This window comes from Paenibacillus sp. FSL R7-0312, assembly GCF_038004445.1.
Taxonomy (GTDB): Bacteria; Bacillota; Bacilli; order Paenibacillales; family Paenibacillaceae; genus Paenibacillus_AQ.
In genome coordinates this window covers 5,871,024-5,885,007 of sequence record NZ_JBBORE010000001.1, presented here as the reverse complement: position 1 = coordinate 5,885,007, position 13,984 = coordinate 5,871,024, and the positions used below count along the sequence as shown (strand labels likewise).

Sequence of the window (13,984 nt, the reverse complement as noted above, 5' to 3'; positions counted from 1 at the left end):
AAGGCGGTCTGAACGATGGATCATCAAGCATTGCTTACCAGCTACTTATCCAATCTGAAGGTCGACCTGCTCATGGCGGATTATAACCAGTGCACCACACAGTGGAGGGATCTGGACTATACTCCGGACTACAGCAAGTTCTATTACATCTGCGGCGGTGAAGGTTGGCTGAAGATCGGGGATAAGGAATATTATCCGCAGCCGGGGGAGCTGATCCTGATGCCTGAGGGTGTGAAGCAGTCCTACTCATGCATCAGTGAACGACCTTTTCTCAAGTACTGGTGTCATTTCAGCGCCAAGGTCGGAGAGATTAATCTGTTCCGTATCCTGGAGATGAGCCATGTATGCATTCCGGAGAATCCTGCTGCTGTCGAGGCGGCGTTCAAAGGGATTACCGGGAGTGCCCAATCGGACGCTGTATATGCCCCGCTGCTGGCGAAGAGCAAGCTGCTGGAGCTGATCTCCTATTACATCATGAACCTCAGGCTGGATGAAATCTCTTATAAGAATCTGGGCTCCGCCCGGAAGCTGACAGCCGTTCTGGATTACATCGCTGCGAATATCGAACACAATATTACCATTCATGACCTAGCCGAAATTGCGCTTATGCACCCTAACTACTTCATACGCCTGTTCAAACAGCAGATTGGCGTCCCCCCCATCCAATACATCACCCGGCAAAAGATTGAAAAAGCCAAAGACCTCCTGGCAACCACCTCCGGTTCAGTCAGCGACATTGCCGACCAGCTCGGCTTCGGCGATTTGTTCTATTTCTCGAGGCAATTCAAGAAACATGCCGGGCTTGCGCCCACAGAATTCCGAAAACAGGAAACAGGAGGAGTTAAACTATGAGCAGCGAAGCATATAGCGGGTATCAGATCCGGTTAATGGATGAGCCGTCAGCCAGAGCGATTCTTAACTGGAAATACGAACCGCCGTATTCTCTGTACAATATGATGGATGATTCTGCTGAAACGGAGGATATCGAAGAGCTAATGGACGGATCCTACTTCAACGTACGTACTGCGGAGGGAGAACTGGCCGGATTCTTCTGTTACGGAAGGAATGCCCAGGTGGGAGGAGGGGTAGAGCTGGGATATTATCTGGATGGTGCAGCGCTTGATATCGGACTGGGATTAAGGCCGGACCTGACCGGCGCTGGAAAAGGGCTTGCTTTTCTGCAGGCGGGTATGAAGTTTGCACAGCGGACCTATGACGCGAAGCGGTTCCGGTTGTCGGTTGCGGCCTTTAATCTCCGGGCTATTGCCGTGTATAAGAAGGCGGGTTTCCTGCCCGGGCAACGCTTCATCAACCGGTATGGAGACAACGAAACGGAGTTCCTGCTGATGGAGACGGCGGGCCTGTTCTGACCATCAATAGCCAGAGTGGAGAATACAGGGCGAAGTCTGTTAAAATAGAATTATGGCATCATACATATCAAAGGAGAACTGAATGTGAACGATAACTTGAAGCAAGCGTACATGCGGCTAGGATTAACTGAAACCGTAACCAGAGAAGAATTGAACAAACGGTTCGATTTACTCCTGAAGCGCAGACGGACCCTTACTACGGATGAAGAAATAGCAGACTATGAAGCGGATTTCCAGGCGTACAAGCTTATTCTGGATACTTGGGACGAGCAGGAGATTCAAGAAGCTGAAGACCAGCGGCTCGCCAAATACGGGCGGTTCTCCGGGACTGCAAGCCAATGGGAACGCTTTATGCGGCTCTACAAAACGCATGTTATCCTATCGATCGTCGCAGTGCTTGTGTTGATTTTTGGCGGGAAGGCACTGTACGATAACTATCAGCATAAACAGTATCTTGCTTCGCTGCCGCCGGTGGATGCGACCATTATGTTCGTGGGTAATTTCGGGGCCAAGGACAGCAGCGGGGATACAGCGGCATTGGAGCAAGCGGTCATTGACGCTTATCCGCAGTGGAAGCGGGTAGAGGCGACCATTGTGTATCTGCCCAAGACCGGGGAAGGCGCTGATACGCTGGATATGAACCATATGCAGAAAGCTGTGGTCGAGCTGGCGGCCAACCGGCCGGATATCGTCATTATGGATGATGCAACCATCGAGTGGATCGGCGGACAGGCTGGATTCCAGAATCTCGAACCCATTACGGCAGACGGCAAGCTGGCTGCTGACGATACACGTATGAGATGGGGAACGAATGAAGATACCGGCAAGCGCGAGCTGTATGGCGTGGATATTATGGACTCTCCGTTCATCTCTGCACTGCCCATTGACTATAATGTGAAATCGATCATTATCGGTGTGCTTGGCGAAGACAATAAGGATAAGACGATTGAGTTTGTGAAGCATATTGCGGAGGAACAAGCTACGAAGTAAGCAGGGTGCAAGATCAGCATCTCTGAAAATAACAAAAAACCTCTCTTCGAAGGGTTGTTCACACCCATTTCCGAAGAGAGGTTTTTTGCTGCGCCGTTATCCGGCAGACTGGCTGTTCCTAGTTCTCCAGACGGTATCCGCCGTGGAACACAGGGCCGACATACTGGTTGAAGGCATAACCGTTGCGGATCGCTGCGGACACGAAGTCCTTCGCTTTCACCACGGCTTCCTTCACCGACAAACCGTTAGCCAGGCCGCCGGTAATAGCAGCGGCGAAGGTGCAGCCGGCTCCGTGATTGTGGGCTGGTTCGATCTTGGCCGTCTCCAGCACCAGATATTCGCTGCCGTCGAAGAAGATATCGATCGCCATGTCGCCGCCCAGTGCCTTGCCGCCTTTGACGACAACATTCTTGGTGCCGAGCTGATGGATCAGGCGGGCCGCTTCTTTCATCTCTTCAAGAGTAGTCAGTTTCCCCATTCCGGAGAGGACACCGGCTTCGAACAGGTTCGGTGTCGCTACAGTAGCCAGAGGCAGCAGCAGTTCGCGGATCGCATTGGCGCTCTCCGGATTCAGCACCTCATCTTCGCCTTTGCAGACCATCACCGGGTCAATAACTACATTGGTCTGCAGATTGTTCTTGATCGCCTGCTCGGCAACCTGCACAATCTCAACACTGCCTAGCATACCGGTCTTCATGGCATCTACGGGACCGCCGGCGAAGATGGTTTTGAGCTGCTCGGCGACGATTGCGGCATCGATCGGATATACATTATGATGCCAGCCCCGGTCGGGGTCCATGGTAACGATTGTAGTCAGTGCGCTGAAGCCATAGGTGCCGTATTCCTCAAAGGTTTTGAGGTCAGCCTGAATGCCTGCGCCTCCGCTGGAGTCACTGCCGGCAATGGTTAAGGTTTTGATGATTTTTGACAAAGGTAACGTCCCCTTTTTGTATATGGATGGTATGGAGCCTGGTTTAGGTGCAACTTATTAACTCTACGACATTATAACAAAAAACACTCTGGCTGTCCGCATGACAGTGCTATTTTCAAAGATAAGAATTGAGGATAACCTAGGTGTGCAGCCGGGATAAGTGGTGCGGGAGCACAGGCTGGCAATAGGTTGGCAGTATAGTGAAGCGGACTGAGAGGACCTTATTTCCCGCAATAATCACATTTTGAGACTGAAGCGGATTCTCAGTCCGTTTCAGAGGCGGAGCCGCCTTCGAGGCTGCGCAGCGCCAGCTTGATGGTCTTGTCATAAACGTAGGGCTCAGCACTGTCCCCGCCCATCCAGTACACCACAAGGAATTTCCCTTCCCTGAAGACATGAGGGTATATCCGCATTCCTCCGTCGTTTGTCGTACGGTTAATCTCCAGCTTCAACGCAGCCAGACCTTCGGCACATTCCTGGCTGTCAGCGTAGGTATAGACGGACAACCGGTCCGGCCGGGCCGGTGTATCGGTCTTATCAATCAGCAGCTCTTCAGGCCAGACACCGGCCAGCTGCTTGTTGAACATGAGCTCAGTGGTATCCGGGACGAGGCTGAGCTGCATGCCCCGCTGTTCCAGAGCCAGGTAGAGAGACTGAGTAGTATATTCTGCACTGCCTGCGGCAGATTCCGGATTCTGCGCTGCAGGAAGGAGGAGCGGGCCATGATGGGCTGCGAAAAATCCCTGGATGCTGTCAATCACATCCTGCCCGTCAAAGGCTGAAGAGGTGGTTATCTCAAGCTTGCGGAACAGATATCCCCATTCGCCTTCATCGTAGTAGGCCGTTCCGGCTGTTTCATACCCGCTGGCTTCCGCAGGCAGAGAATACCGCACAGTGCGTGCATCGGCTCCTCCGGTTCCCGCCATATACTGTTCGGTGAACGCAGGAGGAATAATGGTCAATCCGTATTCATCCGCCCATTCTGCCTTGCCGGGGAAATAGGTCCCGATGCTGCCGACTGCACAGCCCTGACAGCCCCAGGCATTATCGGAATATTGCAATGTTTGCCCCGGATTATCCGGGTCCTCAAAAGTCGCCCCTAAGGAGCCGTTGGCTCCAGTAATAGCCGAAGCTTTCCAGCCGGCAGGGGCCAGCAGGATATAAGCACTGCCGGTATCGCCCTGGAAGACGAGGGCCGCCTGCAGCTTATCTTCCATGCCGGAAGGCAGCGGGAAGGTCATCTTGGGCAACGGGGGCGGAGTGACATGTGCAGGACTGTTTCCGTCGTCCAGAACGGGAACGGAAAGGACGGCAGCCAGCGGGATCGATACTTCAGCACTTTTGTCTTCAACAGAAGGGAAAGGGACTTCAGCATTATAAATGCTGCGGATGCCGACGGCATAATCATTGCTTGGAACGCTTTGGTTATTGCTGGTGGGGGCGGGGGAGAAATCCGCAGCTCCGGTTTCCAGAGGCTGGGGAGCTTCCGATACCAGGGGAGTTAGACGTCCAGCAAGCATGCCGGGTTCCAGGCCGCTGTAACCGAACCATAGCAGCATGGCCATGACCGGCAGCAGTACCGCTGCGTAAGCAAGAACCTTATAGCGCTTGCGCTTGGGCTGATACCCTCCCAGACGCTGCTCTACCTTCTTCTGCATTTGCGGAGTGAAATTCATGCCCTCAAAAGGCTTCTCCTTCAACTGTTGTTCCCATTCCTCCGGTAATTTGCTCATGAATTGTTCAGCTCCTTTTCCTTTTCCCAATATTCATTGGCTTGCTGCCTTGCGCGGCAGCTGCAGAACTACCTTCCACACCTCACTGCTTAAGGATTGCTGCAAAAAGGTTTCTTCAGCGGAGGGGCTTGAGCCGGGTCTGCCAGCGTGATCTTGTAAGGTTACCCGCCGGATGAAGCTGCAGCTGCGGTAGGACAGCCAGCGGTTGCGGGTAATCTGAAGCAGCCAGGTTCTGACGGAAGCTTCGCCACGAAAAGTACCCCTGTATTTATAAGCCCGGATGAAGGTCTCCTGGGAGATATCATCAGCAGCACTTCTGCTGCGGGCCAGGTAGTAGGCATAGTTCCATACATCCTCGCCATAGTCTTCCATAAGTGTCTTTAACGCGGCGGCGTTCATAATATTGGAATCCTTCGTTGCACCGTACATACGGTCCCTCCCTTTTCTCTCTACTGTATTGACCTCTGTATCCTCCGGAAAGTTTCTTTTGTCCTGAATAAAATTATATAGCGGTGATTGTGGCACTAAGTGCAGCAGATTGGCTAGGAACGGGAGTTCCAATTCGAGGGGGCTGCATATTTATATAGGAGGATACCGATTAGGAGGCTGCCATGATAGAAATTAGCTTATGCATGATTGTCCGCAATGAAGAGAAGAGCCTGCCCCGCTGCCTTACTTCTGCTCGCGCGATTGCGGATGAGATCATCATTGTGGATACAGGCTCGGCGGACAGAACGAAGGAGATTGCGGAAACCTTCGGAGCGGTGATATATGATTTTACCTGGATCGAAGATTTCTCTGCTGCCCGCAATTTCGCCTTCAGCCAGGCGACCAAGGAATACATCTTCTGGCTGGATGCAGATGACTATCTGATGGAAAGTGATCAAGTGCTGTTCAGAGAGCTGAAGCAGTCGCTCCCGGAGAATGTGGACAGTGTGAACATGCAGTATAATCTCGCTTTTGACGCGGAGGGGAAGGTGGTCACGTCCTTGCGGCGCAACCGGCTGGTCCGCCGGTCCTGCGGGTTCAAATGGATCGGCCCGGTGCATGAATACCTGGAGGTATACGGCCCTTCTTACAGCAGTGATGTCTGCATTACCCATGAGAAAGACAAAGAGTACACGGACCGAAACTTGCGGATCTACCGCAAGCGGGTGGCTGAGGGGGAAGTCTTCTCTCCGCGGGATCAATATTATTATGCCAATGAGCTGCGCGATCATGGAATCCACGGGGAAGCCTGCCAATATTACGAGCTGTTCCTGAACGGCGGTCAAGGCTGGGTTGAAGATAACATTCAGGCCTGCCTGTGGCTTGCCGAATGCCGGGAGCGGCTGGGTGACAAGGAAGCGGCGTTCACTGCGATCACCCGGACGCTGCAGTACGATTCCCCGCGTGCCGAGTTCTGCTGCCGGCTCGGTGCCTGGCATGTGGAGAAAGGCCAGCTTCATCCGGCGATCTACTGGTATGAGCTTGCTGTTATGCTGCCCCGGCAGACAGCTTCCCTGGGTGTGAAGAATGAGGCCTTCGCCACCTGGATTCCGAATCTGCAGCTCGCGCTCTGTTATGACCGGCTGGGCCAGCATGAACGGGCTAATCATTTCAATGAGACGGCCCTGCTGCAGCTTCCCAGCCATCCTAGTATGCTGTATAACCGGACCTACTTTCAGAAGCTCCTGGGTGAAAAGTATGTTTCGCTGCAGCCGCAGGAGACCGCCGGGGAGAAGAAGAAATAGCAGGGTTGCGTAACAGCGGTACCGAAGCGGCGGATAAATGCAGACCGGCCATATGAATAAAGGCGCTCCTCAAGCCGTAGCTTGGGAGCGCCTTTGTGTGTTTTTATTGGAACAGCAGGGTTTGAATCGCATGGGCCGGAATTGAACCCTCCGCCAGCTGATCCCGGAAGTGCAGGGTGTATGGAAGCCCGCTGTCCGTGCGGTTGAGTACGACCACGGCATAAGTGCCGTCTGTATTGCGGAACGCCGTAGTTTCGAATTTGTCGGTATATCTGGAGCTGCCCACACGGACGGCGCCCGGACGGATATACTTGCTGAAATGCCCGATGTAATAGAACGAGCTCTCATAGATTACTTCATCCTTCAGGGTATCGCCGATAATCGGTGCATCGCAGAAGTTACCCACATGGTTCGGGCCGCCCTGCTCATCAAGGACGATATTCCAGTCCGTCCAGCTGGACATCCAGTTGTTCAGGTTGCCGATAATATCATGGCCGTAACGTTCGCCGGTGTTCCAGGAACCGAGGTGAACGCCACCTTCCTGACAGCCTTCGCTGAAGAACAGCTTTTTGTCAGGGAAACGCTCATGTACAGCGCTCAAGGCTTCGAAATGATCACCGGAGTACCAGTGGAAGCAGATGCCCCAGATATACTTTGCTGCCTCCTGATCTGTGAAAGCGGTCTTCGCCCGGTCATAGACCCGTTCTTTATTATGATCCCAGATCATGATCTTGACATGGCTGAGGCCGGCTGTCTCCAGGGCAGGACCGAGATAATCGCGTACGAAATCCTTCTCTTCTTCAGCGGTATAAATGCAGGAATCCCAGATCTGCTTGGCTTTGGCTTCATTCTGTACACTGACCGCCCAGATATCGATGCCGGCTTCAGCGTAAGCCTGAATGTATTTCACGAACAGATTAGCCCAGGCTTCCCGATATTCCGGCTTCAGCTTGCCGCCGTTATTCATCTCGCCGTTCGTCTTCATGAAGGCCGGAGGGCTCCATGGGGAGGAGAACAGCCGGAAGCTCCCGCCCACAGCATCAGCCGCGCGTTTGATTAACGGAAGGATCGACTCCTGATCTCTGGAGATATTGAAAGTAGCCAGCTCCGGGTCAACGCCATCTACATAAGCATAGTTGCCCGTTGAGAAGTCACAGCTCTGGATATGTGATCTGCACAGGGTGTAGCCGATTCCGTGCTCCGGATGGAAGTAGGCATCGATGATTTCCTGCTGCTTCTCCGGACTAAGCTTGGCTAGCGTGACTGCGGAGGCTTCCGTCAGCGCACCGCCGAAGCCTTCGATTTCCTGATATTCCAAATCCTCATAAATATTAATTAACTCCATTTCCTTCTCTTCGGAATCGGGCCGGAAGGACAGAGGCTGTAATTCTTTTAACCGGTCACCGGTTTCTTTGGCTGTCTGGATCACGCGGATTGTAGTGCTGCTCATAGGACTTATGTTACCTCCTGAAATTTTGTAGGAATAGTCTAATTATAGAAGGTATTCCGCTGCACTTTGAAGAAACAATATGGTTAAGAACCTCAACGATCTGGTCATGAGGTAAGAGTACGGAAGGGTGATCCAGGATGGGTACAACCTGTGTAGACATTCATCTCAGCTCATTTTCCCGGCATATCCAGCCGTTCTGGCATTTGTTCCGGGAAGGGCTGGATACCTATATCATCAGGCTCCAGGCAGAAGGGGAATGTGAAGCGCTGATTGACGGGGAGATGGTCACGGTGATGCCGGGTGATCTGCTACTGTTCCGTCCCGGCGAGCTCTACGATCTGCGGATTGGCGAGAAAGAAAGTCCGCTGGGCTTCAGCGCAGACTACTATGTCATGTGTACAGGTGAATGGGTGGATGAGTGGTGGAACAAGCAGGTGAGGGCTAAGAAGTCCAGGATTGCCGAAGACAGCAAGCTGCATAGCATCTGGCAGCAATTAATTCTGGAAAAGCGGCGGATCGACGGAGGCAGCCCGGAAATTCTTGAGGCGCTGTTTAAGGCCCTGTGCCTGCTGCTGGACCGGGCTATCGCCGAAGCGCCGGCCTCATCCTCCTCTTCACTCCTGCAGGGACTGAAGATCAAGAATTATGTGGAAGAGCATGCGACATCCTCCATCCGGCTGGAGGATGTGGCCCGCCATGCGGGAATCAGCGTCACCCGGGCGGTTCATCTGTTCAAGGAACAATTCGGGTATTCGGTGATGCAATATGCGGTGCAGGTCCGTCTGGCGATGGCGCTGCGGCTGATGGACAACAGCAACTATACACTGGAGCGTATTGCTGAGGAGACCGGCTTCGGCAGCTATACCTACTTCCACCGGGTATTCCGGGAGCGGTACGGCGTTGCACCGGGAGTGTACCGGAGGCGTTCATAGCCTGTGAAGATGAAAAGGGGGTGTCCCAATCCGCCATTACGTGGCTATGGCGGATTGGGACACCCCTATGTATGGAGCCCGCAGGGGCTGCCCTGAAATTTCAGTTGTTTGCTTAACCTATATTCCGCTTGTCCGGTAATCAGTGTCCCGGTAACGCCGAATTGTCCAGCAGAAGATGGGGTTCGCTTGTACGGATGAAATCCATGACTTTGTCATAGATAATCCGGTGGCCCTCCCGGTTAGGGTGAATCCCGTCCCGGCAGATAAACTTGGTGTAATCCGGTTGCTGCAGGAATGCGCCCCGGACATCAATGATCTTGGTCTTGGTGCTCTCGGCGACCTTGATAATTGCGGAGTTGTACCGCTCCTGCCACCAGTAAATCTTGGTGACGCTGCCGAGGAATTTCAGAATGTTCAGCTCGGTGTCCGGATTATTGCCGCTGACCCATTTGAAATAGTTGTCCGCATTCAGCGGGGGCAGACTCATCAGAATCGGTGTAATCCCCTGATTCTTCAGGTAATCAATCATATCCAGCAGCATCCGCTCGAACGCCGGAAAATCAGTTTTGGGATTATGCTCTGCTTCGGGATTGCTTGCAATTTCTTCCCAGTGATAGTCGCAGTCATTGCCTCCGTATTCAATCAGTACCACATCCGGCTTGTCTTTCAGCACATCGCGTTTCAGATTGCCGAAGCCCTTCATCAGCGTATTGCCGAATCTGGCGGTATTACGCATAGCTCCCTTAAGCTTGCCCTGCAGCAGGGACACGTAGTTATCCTCCAGAATGACATACTTGCTTCTTGCTTCATCATAGACAACACCCTTGGAGATCGAATCTCCGCTGACCATGTATTTAAACTCAAGCCCCGTGGCTTCCTTCTGCTCTTCGTACGAATTCATTGTCCCACCTCCGATAACCCTAGTGTATATAACTTTAGTGTAAACCATACATAGAGCAGTGACTATGCATATATGTCATGGTTTCATGCGGGGCGATCCCGATATGACAAGCTGCAAGCCGAAGTGGTCCGACTCTGAATACTCGAAGTTGGACCTGGAGCTTCCTTGAATCTTGTTCCGGAAGAACATTTGTTGACCGCTTATTTCCTGCGCATTCTGAAGCCGCCGAGTCTTTGCAGGAGAGCTGATCTGGGCGGAGTGTTTACTGAATTTCCAGTCAGGAAGCCAAGCGTGGTCTGCTCCATGATCCTGACACTGTTCTCCCAGGTCCAGGCCCGGGAATCGGCTTCCCCCTTGGAGGCAAGGCGGACGCGGAGAGCCGGGTCCTGAATCAGCCGGACGACATCCTCGGCAATCCGGTTCTCGTACCGGTAGGACAGCAGGCAGTTCTCTTCGTGGCGGGCATATTCCAGATTCCCTCCCGAGTATACGGACACAAGCGCAGCACCACAGCGCATGGCCTCCAGTCCCGGCAAAGATCCGGTGTCGAATATACTGGAGCTGACAAAAATATCAGCCCCGTTATAGTGATAGCAGAGTTCGTCGTCATTCAGGGGAGTGAAAAAGCGGTATTTGCCGCTGGCCTTCATTTTTTGCAGCGAATCCGAACTGTAGAACTCATCCGGAGGACTGATGAAATTGATATTTACCTCCGGGACATTATGCTTCACGATATCTAGCTGCTTCACCAGAAAATCCTGTTCACGGTGCCAGGAGAAGCCGTTCTCCACTTTGCGCAGGATAGCGGTAATGTTCAGCGGCTCCTGAAGGCTGTGGCGGATATGCATATTGCTAAAAGTGGAACTGATTCCTACAGGCACAATGCTTCCGCTAATTCCGTGACCAAGCTCAATTAATTCCTGCTGCCACTGGGACAGAACAATCAGCTTATCGGTGGTATGATAGGAAGGAAAGGATACCTCATTCCGCGGCAGAAACAGCGGTTCGTAACACAGAGAGAGGCGGATATGGATGCCCTTGCCATTCTGGCTTGCAGCCTGTGATACCGAAACCGTTGTATAAAAATTCGAAACGATGATATCGCTGGCCGGGAAATCGGATTCACGGAGCAGCGTATAATCGGTAATCAGCAGAGTGGAATGGACCTCATAAGAAACATCGCCTCCAAGCGGCATGAGGATCACCACCTGATGCCCTCTGGCAGTAAGACCATCCGTGAGCTCCACGAGCATGCGTTGTGCCCCGCCATGGCATAAGGTAAGAATGGGGAAAGTGAATCTCATGTATGATCCCTTCCTTTCTGGCTTAAGAATCGCTTGCAAACATGCGATATGTATACTATTTTATTCATTGAATGGCCAAAAGTACCGGTTATACGGTGTTTTTGCAGCAATTGGGGGTTTGGGAGGAGCTGATCAGGAATGGAGGGCTACAGCTGAAGTATTCATAAAATACTGGCCGGTACAGCAGAGGAATCACCCCTGACATACCGGCCGGGTTGTAGCGCATCTCCTGAACTGGCAGCTTATGATTAGAGGCGCCGATTGCGCAGCAGGGTAACAGTGTCCCTGATATCCATGACTGTTACTTCTTCCAGCGAAACGTCGATCATCGGTTTGTGTGACTCCAGCTTGTTCAGGAACTCTGTGGTGTGGAACAGCCCTTGCCCTGAAGCGCCATGGCGTATCCGGGTTCCGTCCTTATAGAGATCCTTGAGATGGGCCAGAATGATCCGGTCGCCGAACAGGCTGAATGCACTGTCTACGATCTCATCCTGCAGATGAACCTCTTCGCCAATCAGGTTGCAAGGGTCCAGTACCACACCGATGGAGCTGGAAGGAACCTCGTCGAGGATACGGCGCATTTTGGCCGGAGAGGACAGCGTATGGGTGCAGACTCCTTCAAGTGCCAGGAACACCCCCCATTTCTCCGCTTCCTCAGCAAGCTCCTCGACCGTTGCCTTGAGGGTATCCCAGCCGATTTCTTCATACCGGTAAGGATCGGATTCCTGAAAGGTCGTCAATAAGCCGGTCTCGGTAGCGACCATAGGTGCACCGAACTGGCGGGCATAGCGCAAATGTTCCTTGAAACGGTCAATTTCTGCCCGCCGGATGGCAGGATCGGGATGAATGGGGTTGATATAGCAGCCAAGTACGCCAATGCGGATGCCGGCTTTGTCGAACTGCTCACCGATATAGGAGGCCAGGCCGGGGCTGAGCTTGCCGGGAGACAGATCGATATCCTGAATGGCTTTGGCCAGGGCGAGCTGTACGAAGTCAATATTGTAAGTCTGCAGCGTAGCGGTCAATTCTCTAAGCGGCAGGCAGCCCGCTGTATGTGCCAAGGTTCCGTAACGAATAAATAACATCTCCTTTGGAATTCTATGGATTTATATTTATAATATTAAATGCGCTTACAGTGACTTGCAATGATAAAGAAGTTTATGAGAAACAGGAGGAACCGATGAAATGAATGCTATTGAACAACGCAAACAGGAGCTTGAGAATTGCCGTCCAGAGCCTACGCTGGACCCGGAAACGATTGACGAATTCTGGAATGATCTGCTCGCCGAGGATGAGGAGCAGCCGCTGGATGTTACAATAATCCCTGAAGAAACTCCATATCCGGGCATGGAGGTGAGCAAAGTAAGCTATACAGGTTATGGGGAAACGACCATCCATGCCTGGTACATCCGGCCTGCTGCTGACACAAGTGTACATAGAGAGCTGCCGTGTATTGTAACGTTTCCCGGTTACACCGGCGACCGGGGGTATCCGGAACGGTATGCTCACTTTCTAATGCTTGGCTATGCAGTACTTGCCGTGGATGTGCGTGGACAACTGGGAGAGACCGGCAATCTGCTGCCGCAGGAAGAAGGTATAGTCAGAGGCTGGATCACCCAGGGGCTGCTGGAGAAGGAACGGTCCTATTATGTGGCTGTAGCGATAGATACGGTTCGTGCCATAGAGACTGCAGCGCAGCTGCCGGGTGTTGATCCCGAGCGTATTGCCATTACCGGGGGAAGCCAGGGAGGCGGAATATCGCTGTTGGCCGGGGCACTGAGCCGGCGGGTTGCTGCAGTGGCTGCAGACATACCGAATCTCTGCCGCCTCGACTTCGGGGTGCTGAATTCAACCAGCTCGCTCACAGAGATTGCCGATTTCCTGAAGCGCTATCCGGAGCATCTGGAGCGGGTGCTGCAGAATCTGGCATATTTCGACATTGTTAATCTGGCGCACCGGTTCACCGTACCTGTTCTGATGTCCGCAGGCTGGAAGGATACTGTTTGTATGCCGGAGACCATCTATGCGGCCTATAACCGTATCCAGTCACCGAAGCAGATGATGGATTATCCGTTCTCCGGGCATGAGGTCAGCGAATATCAGCGGAGGCAAACGGCTCTCTTTTTCCGGGAGTATCTGGGCTAAAAAGATTAATTACCGGAAGGCTGATTAGCGGCGGGTGTTTGGTGTAAAGTTTATAATGAAGGTGCTAAGCTGTCAGAATGCGAAGCAGCCTAAGGAATGGGAGGGAATGGCAGATGAATAAGGATGGAGACAAGCTTCCCGCGGAACTGGTCGTGGAGAATTTCGAATACAGCCAAATGAATGAGCAGCTGGTGAAGAAGAGCTTCTGGAGCAAAACGAGGAAAGCGGCAGGCAAAATCCCGTTCACCAAAGATGCGGTTGCCATGTATTACTGCGCCATTGATGCCAAAACCCCGTTATGGGCCAAAGGCATAGCCTTCGGCGCGCTGGCTTATTTCATTTCACCCATTGACGCGATTCCTGATGCGCTGATCGGACTCGGTTTCACGGATGATGCAGCGGTCATTGCCGCAGGCATCCGGGCGATTGCCGGTCAGGTGAAGGAGGAGCATAAGCAGAAGGCCGAGAATTTTTTTGAACAATCGTGAGGTACCG

14 protein-coding genes are annotated in these 13,984 nt (G+C 52.7%); 7 read left to right on the top strand and 7 right to left on the bottom strand.

What is annotated here, in order from left to right:
• The first annotated feature begins 15 nt into the window (after positions 1-15).
• From MKX70_RS26050 to MKX70_RS26040, 3 genes are all read left to right on the top strand, one after another.
• The gene (locus tag MKX70_RS26050) at positions 16-852 is read left to right on the top strand and encodes a helix-turn-helix domain-containing protein (RefSeq protein WP_340841146.1); all 837 of its coding nucleotides are present in this window, start codon (positions 16-18) and stop codon (positions 850-852) included.
• Positions 849-1,370, top strand: coding sequence for a GNAT family N-acetyltransferase (locus MKX70_RS26045; protein WP_445323681.1), 522 nt, complete (start codon positions 849-851; stop codon positions 1,368-1,370). Before MKX70_RS26050 ends, MKX70_RS26045 begins: the two co-directional genes overlap by 4 nt.
• A gap of 84 nt (positions 1,371-1,454) precedes the next feature.
• Complete coding sequence (locus tag MKX70_RS26040) at positions 1,455-2,360, top strand: hypothetical protein (protein ID WP_042235371.1); 906 nt, start codon at positions 1,455-1,457, stop codon at positions 2,358-2,360.
• A gap of 118 nt (positions 2,361-2,478) precedes the next feature.
• On the opposite strand, the gene thiD is transcribed toward MKX70_RS26040, so the two are convergent.
• The 3 genes from thiD to MKX70_RS26025 form a co-directional block, all read right to left on the bottom strand.
• Entirely contained in the window at positions 2,479-3,291 is an 813-nt protein-coding gene (thiD, locus tag MKX70_RS26035) for a bifunctional hydroxymethylpyrimidine kinase/phosphomethylpyrimidine kinase (protein WP_042235373.1), read from the bottom strand.
• Positions 3,292-3,554: 263 nt separating this feature from the next.
• A complete protein-coding gene (locus MKX70_RS26030) occupies positions 3,555-5,024 on the bottom strand; it encodes a DUF4850 domain-containing protein (RefSeq protein ID WP_340841145.1) in 1,470 nt (489 codons plus the stop codon).
• 33 nt (positions 5,025-5,057) lie between these two features.
• Positions 5,058-5,453 (bottom strand): RNA polymerase sigma factor, encoded by a 396-nt coding sequence (locus tag MKX70_RS26025; RefSeq protein WP_340841144.1) that lies wholly within the window; start codon positions 5,451-5,453, stop codon positions 5,058-5,060.
• Between the two features lie 182 nt (positions 5,454-5,635).
• Here MKX70_RS26025 and MKX70_RS26020 point away from each other — a divergent pair, with 182 nt between their 5' ends.
• Positions 5,636-6,757 carry a glycosyltransferase family 2 protein gene (locus tag MKX70_RS26020; protein WP_340841143.1) on the top strand — a complete coding sequence of 374 codons (1,122 nt, stop codon included), beginning with the start codon at positions 5,636-5,638 and terminating at the stop codon, positions 6,755-6,757.
• A gap of 103 nt (positions 6,758-6,860) precedes the next feature.
• On the opposite strand, the gene MKX70_RS26015 is transcribed toward MKX70_RS26020, so the two are convergent.
• Positions 6,861-8,207, bottom strand: a complete 1,347-nt coding sequence (locus MKX70_RS26015) for a glycoside hydrolase family 30 protein (RefSeq protein WP_340841142.1) — start codon at positions 8,205-8,207, stop codon at positions 6,861-6,863.
• Between the two features lie 137 nt (positions 8,208-8,344).
• Between MKX70_RS26015 and MKX70_RS26010 the strand changes: the two genes are divergently transcribed.
• On the top strand, positions 8,345-9,139 hold the full coding sequence (locus MKX70_RS26010) for an AraC family transcriptional regulator (RefSeq protein ID WP_340841141.1): 795 nt from the start codon (positions 8,345-8,347) through the stop codon (positions 9,137-9,139).
• Between the two features lie 139 nt (positions 9,140-9,278).
• Here MKX70_RS26010 and MKX70_RS26005 read toward each other — a convergent pair whose 3' ends face one another.
• The 3 genes from MKX70_RS26005 to MKX70_RS25995 all read right to left on the bottom strand — a co-directional run bounded on the left by MKX70_RS26005 (position 9,279) and on the right by MKX70_RS25995 (position 12,429).
• On the bottom strand, positions 9,279-10,040 hold the full coding sequence (locus MKX70_RS26005) for an SGNH/GDSL hydrolase family protein (RefSeq protein WP_039297257.1): 762 nt from the start codon (positions 10,038-10,040) through the stop codon (positions 9,279-9,281).
• Between the two features lie 200 nt (positions 10,041-10,240).
• Entirely contained in the window at positions 10,241-11,344 is a 1,104-nt protein-coding gene (locus MKX70_RS26000) for a glycosyltransferase family 4 protein (RefSeq protein ID WP_340841140.1), read from the bottom strand.
• Positions 11,345-11,592: 248 nt separating this feature from the next.
• The gene (locus tag MKX70_RS25995; protein ID WP_042235385.1) at positions 11,593-12,429 is read right to left on the bottom strand and encodes a sugar phosphate isomerase/epimerase family protein; all 837 of its coding nucleotides are present in this window, start codon (positions 12,427-12,429) and stop codon (positions 11,593-11,595) included.
• A 100-nt stretch (positions 12,430-12,529) separates the two neighbouring features.
• Between MKX70_RS25995 and MKX70_RS25990 the strand changes: the two genes are divergently transcribed.
• Both MKX70_RS25990 and MKX70_RS25985 read left to right on the top strand, forming a co-directional pair.
• Complete coding sequence (locus tag MKX70_RS25990) at positions 12,530-13,489, top strand: acetylxylan esterase (RefSeq protein ID WP_042235387.1); 960 nt, start codon at positions 12,530-12,532, stop codon at positions 13,487-13,489.
• Positions 13,490-13,602: 113 nt separating this feature from the next.
• Positions 13,603-13,977: a YkvA family protein gene (locus MKX70_RS25985; protein ID WP_340787739.1), complete on the top strand. Its 375-nt coding sequence runs from the start codon at positions 13,603-13,605 to the stop codon at positions 13,975-13,977.
• The last annotated feature ends 7 nt before the right edge of the window (positions 13,978-13,984 follow it).

What these genes read in the sequence shown, in the direction of transcription:
- MKX70_RS26050 (WP_340841146.1), top strand. Translation starts at nt 16, where the DNA reads ATGGATCATCAAGCATTGCTTACCAGCTACTTATCCAATCTGAAGGTC.
- MKX70_RS26045 (WP_445323681.1), top strand. Translation starts at nt 849, where the DNA reads ATGAGCAGCGAAGCATATAGCGGGTATCAGATCCGGTTAATGGATGAG.
- MKX70_RS26030 (WP_340841145.1), bottom strand. Translation starts at nt 5,024, where the DNA reads ATGAGCAAATTACCGGAGGAATGGGAACAACAGTTGAAGGAGAAGCCT.
- MKX70_RS26025 (WP_340841144.1), bottom strand. Translation starts at nt 5,453, where the DNA reads ATGTACGGTGCAACGAAGGATTCCAATATTATGAACGCCGCCGCGTTA.
- MKX70_RS26020 (WP_340841143.1), top strand. Translation starts at nt 5,636, where the DNA reads ATGATAGAAATTAGCTTATGCATGATTGTCCGCAATGAAGAGAAGAGC.
- MKX70_RS26015 (WP_340841142.1), bottom strand. Translation starts at nt 8,207, where the DNA reads ATGAGCAGCACTACAATCCGCGTGATCCAGACAGCCAAAGAAACCGGT.
- MKX70_RS26010 (WP_340841141.1), top strand. Translation starts at nt 8,345, where the DNA reads ATGGGTACAACCTGTGTAGACATTCATCTCAGCTCATTTTCCCGGCAT.
- MKX70_RS26005 (WP_039297257.1), bottom strand. Translation starts at nt 10,040, where the DNA reads ATGAATTCGTACGAAGAGCAGAAGGAAGCCACGGGGCTTGAGTTTAAA.
- MKX70_RS26000 (WP_340841140.1), bottom strand. Translation starts at nt 11,344, where the DNA reads ATGAGATTCACTTTCCCCATTCTTACCTTATGCCATGGCGGGGCACAA.
- MKX70_RS25995 (WP_042235385.1), bottom strand. Translation starts at nt 12,429, where the DNA reads ATGTTATTTATTCGTTACGGAACCTTGGCACATACAGCGGGCTGCCTG.
- MKX70_RS25990 (WP_042235387.1), top strand. Translation starts at nt 12,530, where the DNA reads ATGAATGCTATTGAACAACGCAAACAGGAGCTTGAGAATTGCCGTCCA.
- MKX70_RS25985 (WP_340787739.1), top strand. Translation starts at nt 13,603, where the DNA reads ATGAATAAGGATGGAGACAAGCTTCCCGCGGAACTGGTCGTGGAGAAT.